Raw genomic sequence first — 19,191 nt, 5'->3', positions numbered from 1 at the left:
AAGAAGGCTCCCAGGGATAATCCTTTAGCGCCATAACAACTCCGTACTATCAGGCGGTGGGGTGCAAATAACGCGAGCTTGGCTCCCGGGCATTCCAATCAATGGCTCGGCTACGCCAGTGCTCCTCAATATTCTGGGTGAAGTCCGGGTGCACCAACTTGCCTCGTGCCTGACACCACTGATCAGAGTCTTTTCGGACAACAATCCCTTCTGCGTTGCCGTTTCGATATCTGCTTTTTAGCTGAACTGCCAGCCTTTCAAGCTTCGCAACGTCGGTTTTACCTTGATAAACCACAGGCACCACAGGAAGCTGCAGTTCTTTAGCCAGCCTGTTCCGGCGCTCCACGCTCCAAAACCTTTGAGCATGCCGATCATAAACATCAAACAGAACAAACCAATCCGGGAGGGTCTCATAACCAAGAGAATGGCGGGCGGCACACCACTCGCCAAATACAATCAAACGATCTGGCAAATGTTCTTGAAAAAACGCATAGCGCTCCATCATCCATTGATCAAGCCGTGAAAACTGGCCACGGAAAGGCCGCTCTAAATAAGCACCCCGATTCTGGGCCCGGAGCTCACCGGAACTGGAAAATGAAATACCCAGATTGGCACCATCAATTTTCTCTTCGACAATAACCGGAGCAGACAGCAGCTCAGCCAATGCCTTCGGGTCTAGCACCTTGTCATCCCGCGGCTGCCCCTTGCCAAGCCAGGCAAGGTGAGGCGTGTGAGGAAACCGAAAAAAATCGCTCATAGTTGGGGTAACTCAGGCCGTGCCTTCTCAGGGAATTTCTTATCGTAAAACCGGCAAACATCATCTGGACAGATAAAATGCACTTTAATTTTATGCTGGCTCAAAGCTTGCCACCAATCCAGCCATTTACAATCGGCAGCTTGTAATATTGTGCTACGCCCTTCATCAGCGGCGGCTACTGCAATAAATTTTCTGTCGGGCGGATCAAACCGCTCCTGCAGATCACTATCCGGAAACTCCTCGAACCTGTCGCAAGTCAGCGGTGTAACTGACACCTGAATCACTTTTTCTGAGTTAGCCTGATTTTGTAACAGCCATTTCAGGAACACATCACCCACACCTTTCGGGCTTTTCGAGTTGGTTTTGTGTTGGTACTCTTCCAGAAGTAAATATTGATCATCAATCACAAGCTTGCCAGACGATTGAACTTCATTCAGCGCCTCTACACAAACCTCAACGCACTCCTCAGACGCATCCTGGTGTTTATGATTCGCGACGAGAAGAACATTAGTATCCAGAATCGCCCGCACGTCTCAGCCTCCCTGCTTCTTTAACTCCCGTCGGCGTTTCGCCGCGGCCAGTGTTCTTGCTGTTATGTCTTCCATCTCATCGCCAAAGAACCCTTCTGGCCAATTCTCAATATCTCCAAAATCATTCATCTTCAACGGTTCAAGGTGGGCATTGCCATTTTCATCCTGACTGGTGAAGTAAATCGCCACGTCGTCCACACTCACTTCCCGCTCCGCAATCCGCCGTTGCAACCGCGTCAAAAAGTGTTCTGAATGGCTCTCAACCACCAGCTGAACATTGCGAGGCTCACCATTTTCTGTGGCCTTAATCGCACTTAGAAAAACATCAGCCAGATGGCTTTGAACGCTCGGGTGTAGGTGAATCTCAGGCTGCTCCATCCATACAGTTGAGTTCGGTGGGCAATAAAACGCCTGCACCAACGCCGGCAGCACTTGAGATACACCAAACCCTACATCCGTGAGCTTTACCTCTGCACTGCCCTTATTCACCTTAATCAAAACCTCATACTCTTTACGGCCCGGGGCCACAGGCCGCACCCGAAACTCACTGATGATCTGGAGATCTTTCAGCCATCCGGCAATAAACTCATCAAAGCTCTGCCTGCGCTTACCAGGGCCTCGATTCAGCCTGCGACCCTCTGCCGTCGCCGCAAGTATAGCCGCAATCGTAAGCTCCCCCTGCGAGCCAACATCTAATGGCGTATCACCAGACCAGGGATATATCCGCTTGGGTGGATTGCGTAATGGCCCCAAGTGATAGAAGTTCTGAATCAGAGCCTCAGTCTCAAGCGCGAGATTATTGAGCGACTGCGCATTCTGATAGCGTGACAGTGTTCGCTCGGAGAAAAGATAAAATTTCTCAGGGGCCTCAACTGGCCAGCCACGTCCCATTGCTCGCACCAACTGCAGAGGGGAGCATTCAAGCCTAGGCTTTCCGTCATTTTTGCTGTGAGTTACGTGGAACCGCTCCTCATCACCATCGAGCAGGCGATAGCTAAAAGAGCGCGTCCAAGGTTGGCCAGTCTTCTCGCGGGAAGAAATTCTGGATTCCAGTTCTAAAGAGTTACCCTGATAACGGACATTCTTTTTCAGAACATCCTCAATAGAAAATGGTTTGTTTTTCTCCCACTTGAGCCGAAAGCCGATATCTGAGGCCAAATCATGGCTATGAACACACTCTTCATACGTACCCAAATCAATCAGCGAGTTCTCATCCCCAAGGTGCAAAGCTCGCTTGCGATCCGTCAGCAGCACAGTTTGCTTTAAAGCCAGCAAAAAATGCCCGAGGCTGGATTTACCAGAGCTGTTTGTGCCGAAAATTACCGTTAGAGGTTTCAACACCATTGGCCCGGTATCTTCCCAGGCTTTGAAGTTCTTGAGCTGAAATTCGTTGATCATCAGGGCGACCTCAAGTCAAAGCTTTTCCAGTTCGTCCCAGGTAACACCTGAAGCCAGCGACCACTTATCACCAAAAAGCGTGATCATCTTTTTCTGACGCTCCTGAACCTCTTTGGGAGTCCAGGAGTCGTAATTCAGCACGTCGGTAGACGTGGCGAAGTTCGACACGCCAGACTTGGTTTTGAAATACCGCTCTTTTTTCTTTTCGAAGTCGAAGTTAGAGGCTTCCGAATTTTTCTTTCGGCTCAGCAATAGCAGGTTACCAATGCGGTCAACCCAGCGTTCCCGGTCATCATCTGACCAGTTCTTTCGCCAGTCAGAGTCAGAAGCCGGTGTTTGCGGCAAAACATGCTCAATGGTTTTCGTGAGATCTTTGTAGTTCATACTCTGGTCAGACAAGAACGAATCCATACGCATCAGAATGTAAGAACGCAACCGGTTTGAATACCGGTACACATTGGCGTTCAGCCAGTAGAGTGTATCCCGTTGCTCGTCCTTACTAAGATCAAGAGCAGATCCTTCATCCAACAAGTTTTTTCCTTGTTCTAACTCACGAAGCACCTGGCCGAAGCGCTCGATTCGGGGAGTGGCATAAATGCCACGAATAAACATACTGGCCCCCAGCCTTTCAAGCTTCTGCAGATGTGCTTGTAGGGTTTCGGTATCCCGGTCAAACTTCCGGATAAACTTCATGGCAACCGGCACCCAATCCTTGTTGTTCAGGTAATGCAGCCACTGAAGCAATCGGTTAATCTGAGCGGCGTTGGCTTCGCTCTTGAAGTTGTTGCTAAGAACAGCATCCAGCGTATCCGCATAGGGCAACAAGAGCTCGTCCATTAACTTCCGGCTGTTGGCAGTAGGTGTAACTACATAATCAGTGAATTCATCAAGCACTGAGCGCCGGGACTTTTCCTTTCGCACGATCATCCGGATATGGGCAAACAGGTCGTTGAAATTCTCCCGCCCCAAGCGCTCCTCAATATCTTCCCAGAGTTCGGTGTATCGCTCCCGCTCATGCTCACCAATACTGCTGATGATATTCGCCTTAAGGATATCGGAGGGAGCGAGATCCATACCACGGTCATTCATTACCGAGAAAATGCGGTAGGCCGATTTGAAATTTTCAGTAGTGACCAATACCAACAAACATTTCTGAACAATGAACTGGCCGAACTGGCCAACCAGCTCCTGATCTATCTCTGCCAACCTATCGCGAAGTGCGCGGGCGTTACTGATCAAATTCAGTTTGGAATCCTTATAACGGCTTACGTCCAAGCCATCCATCTCAAGGATGCCGCCGGGGCGCTGAATGTAAATTTCGAAGAATTCGCGATCTTTCTTGCGCAGGAACAGTCGTGGTTTGGGGGATAAATCCAACGTCACATCACCAGGTTCCATGATGTACTTATCGAACGCCCCGCCCCACTTCGGGTGACCACTCAACCGATCACGAATCGCTGCTAACAGGATAGTAAGCGTTGTCAGGCGCTGCTGACCGTCAACCACATCGGCCTGGCTAGAGGCATCGCCCTTAATCAGTACGATGCTGCCAAGGAAATACTCTTCACTTTTATCCTCTTGCTCCCGAAACGTCCATAAGTCGTCAAGCAGCTCTTCAGCATGTTCAACCTGCCAGGAATAGGGGCGCTGGTAATCAGGAATTTCAAACTGAAAGTCACTGGAAAAGACCTTGTGCAACTTCAGTTCAGAACCTTTGATAGAGCTCATATCACATCCCTGTTATTAAAGTTCGTAATCAATCAGCTGTGCTTCACGGCGCAATGCATCATCCCGGCACTCTTTCGCCCAGACTTTCAGCAAGCCTCGCAGCGCCGGATTTTCGGTTTTTCCGTGCTCAGCCAGGAAGTTTCGGGCAGCGACAATTCCGCCATCCCGATAGGTGACAATCAGCCCATTTAGCACATCCCACAAGGTTTGGGGATTTTCCAGGCGCACGTCAGTGCGTTCTTCTGGCTTCAAGAGCCGCAGTTTATTGCCCTTAATTGCCAAGGGTGCTGCTAATTGATCTTCACCCTCTTTGGCGTAAGCCACCAAATCGTCACTTACACGGTAGTTACCATTGCGAAGCTGCAGGCTGAAGTTGAGTGAACGGCTCATTTGCAGAGCATCGTCGTAGGCGAAATCACCCAGGCCATTGATGCCGAGCGCTATTACCGCCAGGCGGGTTTCTGAATCCAGGTCATCAACGGTAACCATACCGCCAGACAAACGGCTGACTTCCTCTTCTGCCACAACTCGAGCGGCTTCTTGCATTGCGCGGGTGGGTGGCACCTCTTCATCACCATCCTGAACCGGCCAATGCTTGGAATACACTCGCAAGGCCCTGCCCCACGAAGCAATCATACGATCCACCGGGTTCAGCTTGAGTTCGTCGAATTCGATCAACCCTTCACGCACTGCAGATTCCAGTTTTCCTTTTACCTCGTAGGCCCAGCTTGATGGTAAGCGATCTTCACGGTTTGCAGGCCGACAGGCTATGAATATCGTCGAAGCCGCAGCGGCCAAATTAAGCTGGTGAGTTGACGCACCGAATTCAGAATCAACTGGATAGGTACCAGTAATATCCCAACCAGATTGAATCAGCGAGTTGGTTAGTGTTTCCCAAGCATCCGTGCTTTTATGAGTAAACATGACAGTCATAATGCCGTCACTTTTGAGCACACGGGAGCATTCTTTGAAAATGCCCTGCATCAGCTCTTCGTAGCGAGCTTTGGCAGGTTTTTCCCCACCGTCTCGTGCTGGATTAGCAACAGCCTCGGCATCTTTCTCGGTTACTGACCCATCAAACCAGCCCGGGTACAAGTCACTCAAAGTTCGCTTCTGCCAAACGTAGTAGAAGTCAGATAGCTCACTATATTGAACGTTATTGTAATAAGGGGGATCCATCACAATAGCATCTACGCTTTTAGACCCCACACCACCGAGCTCCGTAGCTGATCCTCTATTGATTGTTAATGACTGTGAAAACTGTCTTTTAATAGAAACCGGTTCAACCAGTTGAACAATTTCTCTCAACGCGTCAAGTACCTGACCAATACTCCAACGGAAACCTGAAGACGGCCCCACATATACCATTTCACCAAAGGTCCATTTCAACGAAAAATCATGCCTACCGAATGTTCCCGACACTTGGGCGCGTTGAGTTATCCATCTGGTTTGTCGACTATTGTAATCAACGAACTTATCGATCATGAACTGAAGATAAGTAATGATTGCTCGAGCATTCTCTAAACCATGCTCTGCGATAACTTCGGGCTTCAAGTTTTGGAGGACCTCCATAGCGGTGAGGTGGCCTAACAATTGCCTCGGTGTAAACAGTTCCTCCCAAGACATCATACCGTATCTATGCGGTTCACTAGTCTTACTGCCAACCGGAATTGGATCGTTTGGAACAAGTCCCTTCATCTCGAAATCAAAACGACGATTTTCAAGTAGCTCAGTTGCAGCATTTAGCGCTTGCTGGTCCAATTTATTTGGAGTACGGAAGTACTGGATCTTCGTCGTCTTTATCTGACCGGCGTTGGCGCCCGTTTTGGTACGCTGTACATTGCCAGCTTTATCTAATTTCGGCTCCAATCGGATACCAACTACGCAGTAAAGCACATCTTTCCAGACGCCTAGCTCAGATTCACCCCGGGCTTGACGTTTAATTTCATCACCATCAATAGCTTGCTGGCAATGGACACACTGACCAACACCTCGTGTCACCGTTCCTGCATCCAAATCTTCGCCTTTAGGTCCCCTGTTCCCCTTAACTATCTGGCAAACTTCAAATTGAACGGTTTTATCTGGCTGGGGATGCATGGTTACAGCCCACTTTTCGCCAGATTTAGAAAGCCATTGAGAGTTCAACAGCGGGGCATTGCCGTGACAGTGCGGACAGATAACTTGCCTGCAGTATAAGTAGTCAGCTATGTCCTCAACTTGGAACTTTTCCTTCTCTTCTTTTTTTATACCAAGGGGGAGCTGTATTGGCTCAATGCCTAGATTCTCCAAGCGTTGCCCAAGAGCAAAATAGGACTGGATCTTCCCCTCAACCTCTGTAAGCAATTTCGTTGCATAGCTTTGAACGCTGCTGTGCAGTTGCATTCCAAATTTGGCCGGGTACTCAAGAGTCGCCTTTAATATAACGCTTGCAACTGGGTTTAGTTCATTTGCAATAACATTATGGCCGAGACGAAGGGCTTCAAAGGGTATAGACCCTCCTCCAGAAGTTGGATCTAAAATCACTTTTGAGCTTGTTGGCTCACAAGGCTCAACAGGTGCGCCAAAAGCTCGAGGATAGTTGTAACCGTCCCCAGAAAAGCGAATTCCATGAGCTTTTGTGAATTCCATTTTTTCTTTAGCCCATGCTGGATCGCCGACGACCTCACGTACATGGAGAATGTCGCCCTCAGCAATCTCCGGTAAAAGAAGAGTTTCAGCTTTCCATCGCTGCAAAACTGAGTCATATGCAAGACTCGGGTCGCCCTCCAAAAGAAGATCTATCTGTTGGCTGTTTTCGGCTCTCACCGAATTTTCTTTAAGTATTGCCCTCTTAACTACAGCGTCAACCTCAAGCTGAAACTTTTCATCTCCAACGCTTACTGTCCGGTCAATTAATTTCTGCTCGCCTAACACCCACTCAACACCTTCCAAATCTGCAACGAAAACCTTAATTCCCAGACTTTTTATGAACTGATCGGAATCAGTATCACCTGGCAAAATAGAGCCAAGAATAGCTGCTCGGCTAGGAATAAGAGGTCGACGTGCCCACCATACATGCAACCTATGGGTGGGTGGGGCTTTGCCAGTATTGCGCTCCCGTTGCGTCTCTGCCCCAACCTGATGGCACGGAAAGCCTGCTTCAATCAGGCGCTGGTCAGACATTGGCATGGTAACTCCTTGGTATTTCCGCCAGCTGGTGGTGCTGGCTCATGATTCTAAATGTTTGGTTAAGACAACTTTCGCTCAGCCCCGAGCTCTGAGCCGCTCTAAAATTCGGTTAGCCCGAGGGTCGCCGGATTCGCCGCACAGCATCATGCGCAGGCCACTGACAGCCCAGCTACGTAAGGCAGGATCAGAGGTGGTTACGTTGGCCAACCAATACACGGCCTCTTCCCGAGAAAACATGGCTACACGGCGACCAATCAACTCAATACGGTCGGTGTCTTTCACTTTGGTTTGCAAGCGGAAGAAAAGCGCAAGCCGAGCCCCGGCAGCTTCATCCAGTGGCAAGTTGAGGTCTGTGCGCTTGATACCTTCGACTGTCATCAGCTTTTCCAGGTTGAGGGAGATGCCCTGGTCATCTTTAACCTCTTCCAGAATCCGCTTGAGAACAGGCAAACAGGCGCGCACAGACTCGCCATGCAGTATGCCTCGATCAACATGCTTGGCGCGTGGATTGGTCAAGCCTTCGATGTCATCTCTGTCTTCCGGTGCAATGCGCTCTTTGATCACCATAACTGGAGGCGGTACTTTTTTGTGCCGAGTTAGGCGCAAGGCGTAAGGAGACTTTTTTGCCAACCGCTGCAGGTTGGCTTCATCGAACTGAGCTTTGCCAGGCTTTTGCCTGGCGTTTCGTGTTTGGCCGGGTTTGGCTGCCATATAGGTATTAGCTCTTTATCTGGTCAATGTAAGACATAAATTTACACGCGGGGTCGACTTCCCCAATACCCAGCCGGGCCTTGCCGACCTGGTCAAACTTAATTCGGGTTTTCACGCCGGCAAAGATATCTCGGTTCTTTACCAACTCACCCAGTGTCGTTTTACCAAACTGGATCTGAAATTGTGTTTTATCCGCGGTCAAACCCAAAATCTGCAGGGCATTAATTTCAGTTTTGGAAGCTTCAAGCGCCTTACCAGAAAGCAGGTTCAGCAACTGCACGATCTGCGCATTCTGAATTTCAACTGTTTGGCTCTTGGCTTCAGCTACTTTTATCCAGCCTCGCTCCTGGGCAACGTGATAGGGTACCACTACTGCGCCCGTTACGCCCTCCAGGGGTATGCTATTGCCTGTTTGTGCCTGATCCGGATCTGGCTTGCCATCTTTGAAGCTAGACTTTGGATAAGCCACCACTTTTTTCTGAGCCAACAGGTGCGTTAGCTGTTCTTTAAGTATGTTCGGGTCCACTTTATCGTGTTCGTTCTGAACCACATCCTGTAACTTATCTGAATCCAGTTCTACTGCTGTTTCAATGGCTTGCTCTGCCCATTTGGATATGGTGTCCGGATTGCGCATTACACTTTCAAGCCAACCCATCTGCTTTGCGTGCTCACGCGTGCAGACTATCCAACCATCACCACTGAACTCCTCGGTAAGGGGCGCTGGCGATTCCTTGTGGTAGAGCACCTCAGGCTTATCCGCGTTTTTCTCCGCCAGGTGACCAACGCACCAAACTCCACGATTACTCCCCTCCCGAAGCACATCGGCCAAGAGGGTTGGCTTCTGTAGAATAGGCCAATGGCGCCGCGTTGCGAAAAACTCGACAATCCGGTTAACGTTCACTTGTTTGTGAGTCTCAAAAATGAGCTTGTTCAGCAGAATGAGCGTTTCCTGAGTGGTGGCACGCTCCTCTGTGATTAACTCACCTTCGTCTGTTAGCTGTTTGAAAATGGCATCTTCAAGGTGCAAGCCGCTCGAACCACCCGCTGTAGGACCGCTGCCCCGCTTACCAAGATCACGGGTAACCACCTTTCCGCCATCGCGACCTGGGTACACCAGATACCGATAGGCTTCGTCAACGGCTGTCCGCAGTTCCTGTGGGCTCTTGGCCGCCCGCTGTTTGAATTCATCTTTGTTCAGCTGGTCATGGCGTACGCCCCAGTTATCCGGGTCCGCTTTTAGGCGCTCGATCGCAATGGCTTTGCCCGCCAGTGCCAGTATGTTCTGGCGAGTGCGATGTTCCTGGCGTGTCCTCTGTTCGTTCCAGTGCTGACCATCCAGGTGTACTGTGCCGGGTACAAGCAAAAAGACCAGGTTCTGATATTGACGTGGCGCGTCGGCCCGCCGCTCAACGAACTCAGACGGGACGAGGTTTTCCAAATTAAACGCTACAATCCCGAGCTGGGGTTTATTTACTTTATCTGGGATTTCATCGCTTTCGCTGATGTTTGCCCGTACATCAAACAAGCTGGATTTAATCAGCCCCCGCACTACCTGCTCTACACGCTCCATCGCTTCCGCGGGGGAGACGTTGGCCTCGATACGGCGCAAAATATTGTTCAGGGTAGGAATCGTATCTGCATACAGACGGTTCTCCCGGGCCCGCAAATAGTTGGCCTCACGCTCGATAGTTTCAAGAGCCGAGCGCACCGTTGCGGGTTTAATTGCCGGTGACGCCATTTCATAAATAGCCGATGTAATGTCTATGCCGAATTTTTCATCATTCAGACCACCGCCCTGGCCTACCAGGCTATGCAAAAAAACCACTCGCCACGACCATTCATGTACCGGATAGCCATCGGGGTGGGGGTTGTTGGTGTCCAGCATATTAGCCACAGTCTGGCCCGTGGTTTGAGTGCCCGATGCTTTGCTAATGTCGGAGTCCAGCACCGCAGCAAAGCTGGTATTGCCGGTTTTGCCAAGCAACTCGCTGCGGATAGTGCCGTCTGACAGGTCAATATGGCCGGTCTGGATCAAGGGAATATCGAGTTTGGCTTCCCACACGCAACGAATTACCCGCGCGAGAGTTCTTAGCAGCCCCCGAGTGCCCTGAAAGCTTTCAACCAAGGCCAGCTTTTGAGACAGGAATTCGATCAGAGTTGGATGGAATGGGTAATGCGTTACCAACTGGTCCCGCAGTTCCGAATTTTTGGTAGCAGCGGGCAAGTCAGACCCAGCCTGGCGGTAGGTTTCAATAAACTCATCGGCGACTTCCGCAGCCGCACTGTGATCAACCGACAGGAACAAGCGCTTGGCCATAATTCGTGACAAGTCACCTTCCTGCACAGGTGTAGTGGATTCAGATGCACGAGAAACCACATCCATTACCATTTTATGAGCGGCCCCAGCCGTCGCCTCAGCTTCCTCCTCTGTCATCTCATGCGTCGACATGAGCTTTTGCATCATTTTGTTGAAATCGCCAAAGGCATTGGTTGCCGAAGCAAGACTGATAACAATAGCCAAGTTGTCGTTGCTCTCAGCGTAGGTCGACAGCCCCATAAGGAATGCCGCCGCCTGCTCTGCACCCTGACCCGGGAAAGCAGCCTCCATTCGGGATAGGTACTGCGCGATTTCATCGACAATGACAACGGTTTTTTTGCCTGCAAATAATGCATCAAAAAACTCGGGGGACCCGGGTGATGCCGAGCTGTCCAAGCGGGAAGCAATGGGTTGCCGTGCACTTTCCTCCAGCGTTTGCTGAGCAATAAGCCACCAAAGTGTATTGGGTTTTGGCTTATCACCTCCTGCCGTTTCGCGCAGAGTGTCTACGGTGTCGCCGATCACACCCACCACCCGAATGGCACCAGGTTCTGGTAAGCGGTTTGCTGGCAATATGCTCTGAGTAACACTTTCGAGGCGTGAGCCCTGTTTTGCTATGTGGGTTAGCGCTATCAACGTGTGTGTTTTACCACCGCCAAATGCGGTATCCAATCGCTGCATGGCAGGGCGCGACTTATCGCCTTCAACCAACCGAGCCATAGCGTTGTCGACGATTGAACGCAGACCTTGAGTAGGATGAGTTGCGTCGCGGAAAAATGCGACTGGATCTGAGTAGAGGGAATCGGCACCCTCTACTGCATTTCCCAAACGGTAATCATCCAACACCTGACTGAGGCGCGCCGTAAATATGGCTGGATTAAAGGTTCCTGCCAGAATCTCCGGGCGCGGTTTACACGTTGCTAGCACATCTTTCATGGATGACCTCTTGGTCCCTTATCGGTTTGTTTTCCATTAGTTCGCAGTATTTCAGCTGCCAAGCTGGCTGCGTTACGCAGGATTCCAAATACTGCCTAGAGTACACAAAGTCTTTTACTTTTTCCTTGGAAATACAACACGGTTAGCGTTCAAGCTTTCGTTTTTATTGTGCATAACCCTTATCGTTAAACGCGGCTTGTTATCGTACCCCTCTTTAAACCCAAACAAACCCACTATTGGTAAGGACTTTCTCCCCATCAAACCGGTATGCACAAAGCTTTCCACGCCCCCCAGCCACACTGTAATCCAAGCAAGCAACATGCTCACTCAAAGGCTCTGGCTCCCCCATCATCCAGTAATGCCCAACAAACACCGGCTTTTCTCCGTCATAGCCAGGAAGAATATGAGCCTCAACAGGGTCATGGGGGATCTTCTCAATTTCTGAGCCAGGTACCATCGCCAAATCCCGGTAGGTTAGGCTTTCTGTCTTCCACCACTTGGTTCGTATATCGGTGCGCTTATGGCCACTTTGGTCCAGAAAGTAGTGGCCATTCTTCAGGGGTATCTCCAACCCTTTTAGCAAGGTTTCGATGGCCTCGTAGGCCTCACTACCTTCCCGGGCACTGGTTTCCCAGGCCTCTGGTAACAAACGGTTCCGGGCATTCGTGTATTTATCGGCAATTTCCAGATACGTCGGATGCCAGCAAGCATGCACCACCCGAAACTCCGGCAGATCTAAATACAGCGGTAGCGTTTTAAACCAATCAAGCATGCTGTGGTGAAGCTCACTGCCCTCACCTACCTGCGCCAAGAAAGCTCTATGCTGCTTGAAGTTTTTATCGGTGTGGGGGCGAAGATACTCATCGGGGTTTTGTGGGTCTGGCGTCGCCCAGGCGACGGCATTGAACTCGTGGTTACCCATGACCGCCAAGGCATTTCCGCTATCAACCATACCCTGGGCAATCTGAACGGCTTCAACCTGTTCGGGGCCACGATCTACAAAATCCCCAAGAAAAATCACTTTGCGTTCAGGATGCTGCCAAACGCCATCGGTCTCCCGATAGTCCATTTTGGTTAGCAGAGCTTTGAGTTCACTTGCGTGCCCGTGAATATCGCCAATCAGGTCATACATGGATACTGCTTCCTTAATCCGCAAATGCGAGGCTGTGCGTGTTGCCTAAGTGATCAGATTAAAGGCCTTGTTTCCCGTGGCCTTGCTGGGTTCTGATCCCTCACATTTCCCTGTTAATTCACCGTTGCGGGCTAACAAATAGGCTGCGTTCTTTTTGTAATAGAACCAATACTGCTTGATATCACCCCAGATTCCAAGGGTTCCGCCGGTTTCGTAGACATGCTCCCGAACCATACACTGTGCAAGGCCTAGCTGCTTGTCGAGCGTCAAGCGCCAGAAACCTTTTTTAAAATGCACATAGCGTTGGTGCTCGCACACCGAAAGCGCAAACAGGGGCTGGTTTTTACGTTTGAAGCCTGTATCTACCCAAAGGTAGGGTTTGAAGGCAGCTTTTTCTTCACCGAGCCGCTTTTTCAAGCGGGTAATGCGTTGGTCTGCCAACGCCATATCCATGCCTGTAACGGTACATAAAGCCCGCAGGAAACCTTCGCTGCTATATTTGAAATCGAAGCCACCATCGTTCAGGCCGAATTCTTCATCGTCCAATACGTTTTGCAGGCGCTCCAGGTTGGCGGAGGTGGCTCGGTTATATCCCATGGCATTTAGAATTTCTTCATGTGGAATTGCGGCTACGCGGATTACCAGGTCAGTTTTGAAGTTCTTTATCATTACACCTCCTGGGGCATTTTTATGCGATAGAAGTAAAAAGCGGAACCCTCTTCTGCAAACTGGTAGGGAAATCGTTTGACCAGATGTTGAGCCACCCTGCGGTAGATCTTTCTGCGTTTATCCGTCTCGGCAGAAAAGCTGAACAGCGGTGGGCGTGTCTCTCCAATCCACTGAATGACTCTTCGGAGCACCATGCGCAACACCGTGATCGGGTAGCGAGTGGAACCCACATCTGCCGTTATATAGGGTGTGTAATTCCAGTCAAAGGGATCGTATTCCGGCTGATAGGTTGGCGACGCGCCGCCAATGATGGCCAGATAAATGGAATTACTGCGACTGGCTGCTAGTTCGTAGATCAAACCATCCACTTTGAATGTGAAAATCACGGCCATTCCTCCCTGATCAGTTTAAAAGCGAGTGTCAGCCTGCTGACATCAAATTGCTCGCCGTTGAAAAACCATTCCGAGACTTCCGTGACCAGTGCCCGATCGAGACTCCATCCTTCTATTAGCCGGTCGGCCACCGCTTGGGCTACATAGTCGTACTCATCGAGACAATCGTTCTCCCGGCAACTGGTGTTCATGGGGTCGGCTTCGAATAGCGCCCTTGAGATTTGCTTTGGAGTGAGATTTCCGTTCATAAGATCCTCCTGTTTGATAGGATCATTATGCAAGCGCGCTGCGACAGTTTATGTCGTCACGATTTTATAAACTCTCAAATACCAAACAACTACAGGGCAAAATCATGACTGAGTCTGTATTGAACGCAGCATCCTCCTCAGAAAACCCTATCGTTTTCGACCTGGCCCCGTTTCTGAATTATCCCATTCAGTTGATCGTTCAAAGTTGGCATTCACAGAGACCATTGAGCTGGCAAAGTCAGAACAACGAAGGTGTAGTGGATGATGTAGTGCGGGTCTGCCCGCCATTACGCGGGCGCTTTCGATATGTTGAGGAACTGGCGAATGTTGTTTGGAATATCACTGCATAGCAGCATCTTATCCATTCCTGAGTTAACTGGCAGGCAAGATCGTATATGGCTTTTCGTTTCCGCAGAACCGTCTCAATCTTCCCCGGCGTTCGCCTCAACCTTGGCAAACGTGGAGTAAGCGTTTCCGCAGGTGTCCGGGGCGCCAATGTCACCATGGGACGAAATGGCCTTTACGGCAACGCGGGCATTCCCGGCACGGGTTTGTCTTATCGAGAGAAACTCTCTACATCTGGTGGAAAAACCGGAAGAGGCAAAAGCCGACGCACCCGGGGTAAACGCCAGGAATCTGCGTTGCCGCCTTTCGCAGAGAAAATTGCAGGTGTACAGCTAAACGCAAAAACCGGCGACATCAGCATTATCGATGCTGAGGGTAATGATCTGGGCGACGAGGCGCTGGAGGTTGCCAAAACCTATGGCCGGGAAGACTTGGAGAGAGCACTGCAGCGGTATGTGGATAATCATAGCCGGATGATGGCGACGATCAGCACTGTTCATCTGGACACACCGCCGCCTCATAGGTTTCCCTCATTTATTTCAGAGCCGTTTGAGATTGCCAATCCCACCCCACCACAATTAAGAAAACTGGACTGGCTGGCCTACCTGTGCCCTGCCCGGCGCAGAGCTTTTGGTGAATCCAATGAGCGCAAGCAGGCTCAATACCGGCAACGGCGTGAGCAGTGGGAGAGTGAAAAGCTAGCCTTCGAGAGGGCTGAATCTGAACGTCAAAGCCTCTACAGAAGCGCCAAGCTTGGAGATGTTACTGCTATGGAATCTGTGCTGGACGATCATCTGCAGGATATAGACTGGCCGCTGGAAACCGAGCTTTCGTTTGAGCTATCCGCTGATGGCCAAACACTGATGCTGGATGTGGATTTACCCGAGATTGAAGATTTTCCAACCACGGAGCTACGCACCTACAAGCGAGGCGTGGGCGTATCGGTAAGCGAACTTTCGGATACCGCCTCACGCAAGCTATATATGGCCCATGTGCACGGCATGGGTATTCGGTTGATAGGCGAATGCTTTGCCTCTGCGCCATCGGTTAAGCAGGTGATTCTCTCGGCCTTTACTCAAGTGCCCAATGCCGCAACCGGCGGGGTTGAGGACAAGTATCTTTATAGCGTTAAGGTAAATCGCGCGGCCTGGAGCCAGATTCACTCTGGCAATCTTGAAGCGATAGATCCGGTGAAGGCACTGGCAGCTTTTGAGCTTAAACGTGACATGACCAAAACCGGGATTTTCAGAGCTATTGAGCCTTGGTGAGCTACCTTGTTTTTATCAGCAAACGTAACTTCCATCGCACGTTTGCCGAATGGTCTGAACGGCTCGATCAAATCGTAGCGGGCAGCCTCATCGGCCAGAATAAAATCACCAATAACACGATTTGCTCAGTTAAAGCTGTCTGGCAAGAACCCGATTCCGACAACTCCTACCTCGTCGGACCATTAAACAACCAAAAGCCATTCTCTGTCGTAATTGTTGAAATCCGGTGCCAATAACCCCTTAGTCTGTGGCTCTCAACCAATATCCAATTGTTTGCTCACCCACATAGCCCTGGCTTTGTCCAATGCTGATAAACGCTGACTGAAGGCGCCTGGCCAGCACTGGCTGCTGGCAATAATGAAAACTGCGGATAATGCGCGTTATCCGCAGATGATTATGGCCACCGGCTTTGAGCCATATGTGCTCTTTTGGGTTCAACGCATGCAGTGGTTCAACTAAACCACGCCGGCGGATTAGCCCGAAGAACCTCAACATTCGGTCCAAAGCTTCACGGTGTTGCTCTCGCAGTGCACTGTCTTTGCGAAAGCGTTCTATATCGGCCATCGTCAAAACTGGCGCCATTGGGTTCGCCCGACTTGGCTCCGGGAGCGGGAACAGCCACTGTACATAATCGTGGGTATGCTCCAACCAGAAATCGTCCATTGCCAGCACCTCATCCAAGGTTCGTCCCCGGTGGTCTTTGCCCTCTCCCCGGATGAACTGGATTAACGGGCTGCTATGGTTCGGGCTTGCGCTTCCCAGGCTGAGCAGGCGGAATCTGACCGAAGCTCTGATATGCCCTGCATGGGCACAGCCAACCTTCCAGGGCTGGAGTTGCTTAGTCATAGGTGCGTCCTTATTGCTGTACGAAGCCAATCGGCTGGCTAACAACGCCTTCAGTCTGCAGGCGCTGCTCCTCTTTCAAGGCTTCAAGCAGCCTTTCCGTCCTCGCCCTGAATCCTCGCAAATGGAGGTTCTGAACAGCAGCTCGAATAAGGCCCGGTGTCAGGTGATCAAGGTGGTTGAGCTGGTCGTTTGTCAGAGCTTTTGCCTTGCCTGTGTCCACTACACAAGCCGTTATGATGGCTCTAATCTGACCGGAACTCAGGCAACCAAACTCCACTTTCAGCTGGAAGCGACGCAGGATGGCTTTGTCGAAGCTTTCAAAGCGGTTGGTGGTCGCCAGAAAAACACCTTCGAACCGCTCCAGTCGAACCATGAACTCATTGATTGCACTCACCTCCCAACTGCGTTGCGCCATACCACGGTTGTAGAGGAAGGTATCTGCTTCATCTAGCAGAAGCACCGCACCGGTCTTTTCTGCCTTGTCGAACATGGCTGCGATGTTCTTTTCTGTCTCACCGACATACTTACCCAGCAAGTCACCACCGGATTGTAAAAGGAAGGGCTTTTTAAGGCGCTTGGCCAATTCCTGGGCGTAGGCAGTTTTACCGGCACCCGGCGGCCCATAAAGGCAGATGCGGGCAGTACCTTCCCTGCGGGCAATTCGCTCAACGTTCCTCAGAGTTGGCCGGGTATTGATCCACTCCGTTCTGAACGCGGGAAAGTCCGGCACTGTGCGCTTTCTTAAAACATTGATCGGCTTATTCTCACCCATGGCGGACAGTCGCTGCGCAATCAGCGCTTCGAGCCGTTGCTGGTTTCGAACCAACTGCTTTGGTGGAAGGTGCTGCGCCACTTCTGTCAGATTTTTGGCCAAGGCGAGCGTCATCCACGGCTGTTTGGCCGCACCGGTAATCCAGTCGGGGGCCACGGGTAGCGCAGACAGTTCATTCTTCAGCATCTCTGTTTGTCGATCAGAGCCGGAACCCTGAACCTCAAAAATAAAATCGAAACGGCGGAGGAAGGCAGGATCGACTTCGCGAATGTTATTGCTGATCCAGATGACCGGTGCCTGATTTTCTTCCAGCAGCTGGTTGAACCAGCCCTTTGCGAGATCGCCCGATTTTCGGAACGCGTCTTCCATTTCATCAAATAACAAAATGGCACCCAAGCGGTCTTCCAGAAACATCTGGGCCATTTTCGCAGCGTCCAGGCGGATGCGACCGGTCATAGCACCGGACCGCTCACTTTTGGTGGGCACTTCGTAGAGTGGAGCCCCAAGTTGTTCGGCCATAGCACGCGCCAGCTGTGTTTTGCCGGTACCGGGCTTACCGTAAAGCAGGATATTTTTGCCTCTGGCTTTGTTGAAGAGCGCACTCTGGAGATAGTCCAGCATCAGCTGTAACTCTGGCACCCCCTTGAACTCCCCGATTCGATGCTGTGCTTCTGGTCCTCGAGGGCATACATATCTGAATAACATCTGCTCGATGTCACGTTCACTCTGGCCGTTATGGTTATCGGAGGTGGCCAACACGAGTTGCCCAAGCAAAGGGCCTGCTTCTACAAGGTCCCAGATATCGCTTCCACGATTGGGTGCCTCCAGCAGGCGGATCTGGCAGAGCATGGAATCTTCATCGAGCGCCCGCGCAACTGTACGGGGAGACTCACGCATCGCCCTCGCCAGTGCATTCACCGAGTTGTTGATCTCGTTGATTTCAAGTTCACGCAGCACTGGCTGAGCCTGAGGATGTTTGAGCAGAAGCATGGCGTAGATCAGCAACTTGGTTTCGACCATGTCGGGCTTTAGCAGGTTCACCAGGCTGTTCAGGAGCGGCTCGAAAGACAACTTCGGCTTGCCTTTTAGAGAGGCGACAAGCACTTTCTCTCGTTTTCTTATGATACTCAGGCACTCACGGGTGCGTAGTGAATCCGAATGCTCTGGTGCTTCAATGCCCAGAAACGCCAGGCTTTCTTCGGTGTTAAACAGACTAAGCGTGTGCTCATACCCTGGAGTGAGATAAAGCCTGCAGAGATAGATCTGAAGAAGGGTCAGGTCATCTTTGGATGCCGTCGTGTCTTGATCCATTTCACGGGCTTCATCGATAAGTTCGCTCCACTGCAACATAGGCGAGCCTCCATATCTTGAATGGCCATATTACAGAGCGAAAGCGACAGGGTTCGTCGCAGGAGGCATATTTTCCCCTTAAAAAGGGACAGATTAGGAGGAATCAAGAACTACGATATGCTGCTAGGGCGATGCCTCAAATAACCAAAAAATCATCGCGCCCAAGAATAAGAGAGCATAAAAAAGAGGATTCGTAATGGAAGAGCATAATCGCTACCAACAGGCCATAAGCAACCTTCAGGCATATCTGAACTCTGCCTCAATTGCGGTGTTCCTGATGAGCATCGGAACACTGATAGCTGCTTACTCACCGTTGAACTTGATCAGCCCGGAGGTCATCGCAAGTGTCAGTGGACAATCTGGGCTAATGTTTGTGCTCCCCTTAGACGCTGCGTTGGTGATGAGTGGGATTCACCTCTCGACCATGTGGTCTGAACACACTCAGCCCAGTCCTCGCGACTTTTTGCTGTTCGTCACTCTGCATCTGAGCGCGCTACTGGTTTGCTATTTTGCCGTAGAGATTGTGCTGCCAACCTTCCAGTCCGATGCGGTTCCAATTGTCTGTGTACTGATCGCTATTGCCCTCCCCTGTGTTTTGTTTCTCCGAACCAGGAGCACATAAGC

16 protein-coding genes are annotated in these 19,191 nt (G+C 50.8%); 3 read left to right on the top strand and 13 right to left on the bottom strand.

Annotated elements, in window-relative coordinates:
• Nucleotides 1–49: 49 nt before the first annotated feature.
• From FFI61_RS14535 to FFI61_RS14485, 11 genes are all read right to left on the bottom strand, one after another.
• On the bottom strand, nt 50–757 hold the full coding sequence (locus tag FFI61_RS14535; protein WP_200371326.1) for an RNA ligase family protein: 708 nt from the start codon (nt 755–757) through the stop codon (nt 50–52).
• Nucleotides 754–1,287, bottom strand: a complete 534-nt coding sequence (locus FFI61_RS14530) for a hypothetical protein (RefSeq protein WP_200371324.1) — start codon at nt 1,285–1,287, stop codon at nt 754–756. Before FFI61_RS14530 ends, FFI61_RS14535 begins: the two co-directional genes overlap by 4 nt.
• 3 nt (nt 1,288–1,290) lie before the next feature.
• Nucleotides 1,291–2,685 carry a DUF3696 domain-containing protein gene (locus tag FFI61_RS14525; protein ID WP_200371321.1) on the bottom strand — a complete coding sequence of 465 codons (1,395 nt, stop codon included), beginning with the start codon at nt 2,683–2,685 and terminating at the stop codon, nt 1,291–1,293.
• A 15-nt stretch (nt 2,686–2,700) separates the two neighbouring features.
• Nucleotides 2,701–4,413: a DUF262 domain-containing protein gene (locus FFI61_RS14520; protein WP_200371319.1), complete on the bottom strand. Its 1,713-nt coding sequence runs from the start codon at nt 4,411–4,413 to the stop codon at nt 2,701–2,703.
• Between the two features lie 15 nt (nt 4,414–4,428).
• The gene (locus FFI61_RS14515; protein WP_200371318.1) at nt 4,429–7,575 is read right to left on the bottom strand and encodes a DUF1156 domain-containing protein; all 3,147 of its coding nucleotides are present in this window, start codon (nt 7,573–7,575) and stop codon (nt 4,429–4,431) included.
• Nucleotides 7,576–7,656: 81 nt separating this feature from the next.
• Entirely contained in the window at nt 7,657–8,292 is a 636-nt protein-coding gene (locus FFI61_RS14510; protein ID WP_200371317.1) for a hypothetical protein, read from the bottom strand.
• A gap of 7 nt (nt 8,293–8,299) precedes the next feature.
• A complete protein-coding gene (locus tag FFI61_RS14505; RefSeq protein ID WP_200371316.1) occupies nt 8,300–11,545 on the bottom strand; it encodes a DUF499 domain-containing protein in 3,246 nt (1,081 codons plus the stop codon).
• A gap of 214 nt (nt 11,546–11,759) precedes the next feature.
• Nucleotides 11,760–12,677: a metallophosphoesterase gene (locus FFI61_RS14500; protein WP_200371315.1), complete on the bottom strand. Its 918-nt coding sequence runs from the start codon at nt 12,675–12,677 to the stop codon at nt 11,760–11,762.
• A gap of 45 nt (nt 12,678–12,722) precedes the next feature.
• Nucleotides 12,723–13,346: a hypothetical protein gene (locus tag FFI61_RS14495; protein WP_200371314.1), complete on the bottom strand. Its 624-nt coding sequence runs from the start codon at nt 13,344–13,346 to the stop codon at nt 12,723–12,725.
• On the bottom strand, nt 13,346–13,732 hold the full coding sequence (locus FFI61_RS14490; RefSeq protein ID WP_200371313.1) for a hypothetical protein: 387 nt from the start codon (nt 13,730–13,732) through the stop codon (nt 13,346–13,348). The genes FFI61_RS14495 and FFI61_RS14490 overlap by 1 nt, the downstream gene beginning before the upstream one ends.
• Nucleotides 13,729–13,986 (bottom strand): hypothetical protein, encoded by a 258-nt coding sequence (locus FFI61_RS14485; protein ID WP_200371312.1) that lies wholly within the window; start codon nt 13,984–13,986, stop codon nt 13,729–13,731. Before FFI61_RS14485 ends, FFI61_RS14490 begins: the two co-directional genes overlap by 4 nt.
• Nucleotides 13,987–14,090: 104 nt before the next feature.
• On the opposite strand from FFI61_RS14485, the gene FFI61_RS14480 reads away from it, so the two are divergent.
• Nucleotides 14,091–14,336: a hypothetical protein gene (locus FFI61_RS14480; protein WP_200371311.1), complete on the top strand. Its 246-nt coding sequence runs from the start codon at nt 14,091–14,093 to the stop codon at nt 14,334–14,336.
• Nucleotides 14,337–14,381: 45 nt separating this feature from the next.
• Nucleotides 14,382–15,599 (top strand): DUF4236 domain-containing protein, encoded by a 1,218-nt coding sequence (locus FFI61_RS14475; protein WP_200371310.1) that lies wholly within the window; start codon nt 14,382–14,384, stop codon nt 15,597–15,599.
• Between the two features lie 240 nt (nt 15,600–15,839).
• Here the strand turns inward: FFI61_RS14475 and FFI61_RS14470 are convergent, their stop codons facing one another.
• Both FFI61_RS14470 and FFI61_RS14465 read right to left on the bottom strand, forming a co-directional pair.
• Nucleotides 15,840–16,445: an opioid growth factor receptor-related protein gene (locus FFI61_RS14470; RefSeq protein ID WP_200371309.1), complete on the bottom strand. Its 606-nt coding sequence runs from the start codon at nt 16,443–16,445 to the stop codon at nt 15,840–15,842.
• A 10-nt stretch (nt 16,446–16,455) separates the two neighbouring features.
• Nucleotides 16,456–18,567, bottom strand: a complete 2,112-nt coding sequence (locus FFI61_RS14465) for an AAA family ATPase (RefSeq protein ID WP_200371307.1) — start codon at nt 18,565–18,567, stop codon at nt 16,456–16,458.
• A 196-nt stretch (nt 18,568–18,763) separates the two neighbouring features.
• On the opposite strand from FFI61_RS14465, the gene FFI61_RS14460 reads away from it, so the two are divergent.
• The gene (locus FFI61_RS14460; protein ID WP_200371305.1) at nt 18,764–19,189 is read left to right on the top strand and encodes a hypothetical protein; all 426 of its coding nucleotides are present in this window, start codon (nt 18,764–18,766) and stop codon (nt 19,187–19,189) included.
• Nucleotides 19,190–19,191 lie beyond the last annotated feature (2 nt).

The organism is Marinobacter sp. DY40_1A1, assembly GCF_016597815.1.
Classification (GTDB): domain Bacteria; phylum Pseudomonadota; class Gammaproteobacteria; order Pseudomonadales; family Oleiphilaceae; genus Marinobacter; species Marinobacter xiaoshiensis.
This window is presented reverse-complemented; position numbering and strand designations above follow the sequence as displayed.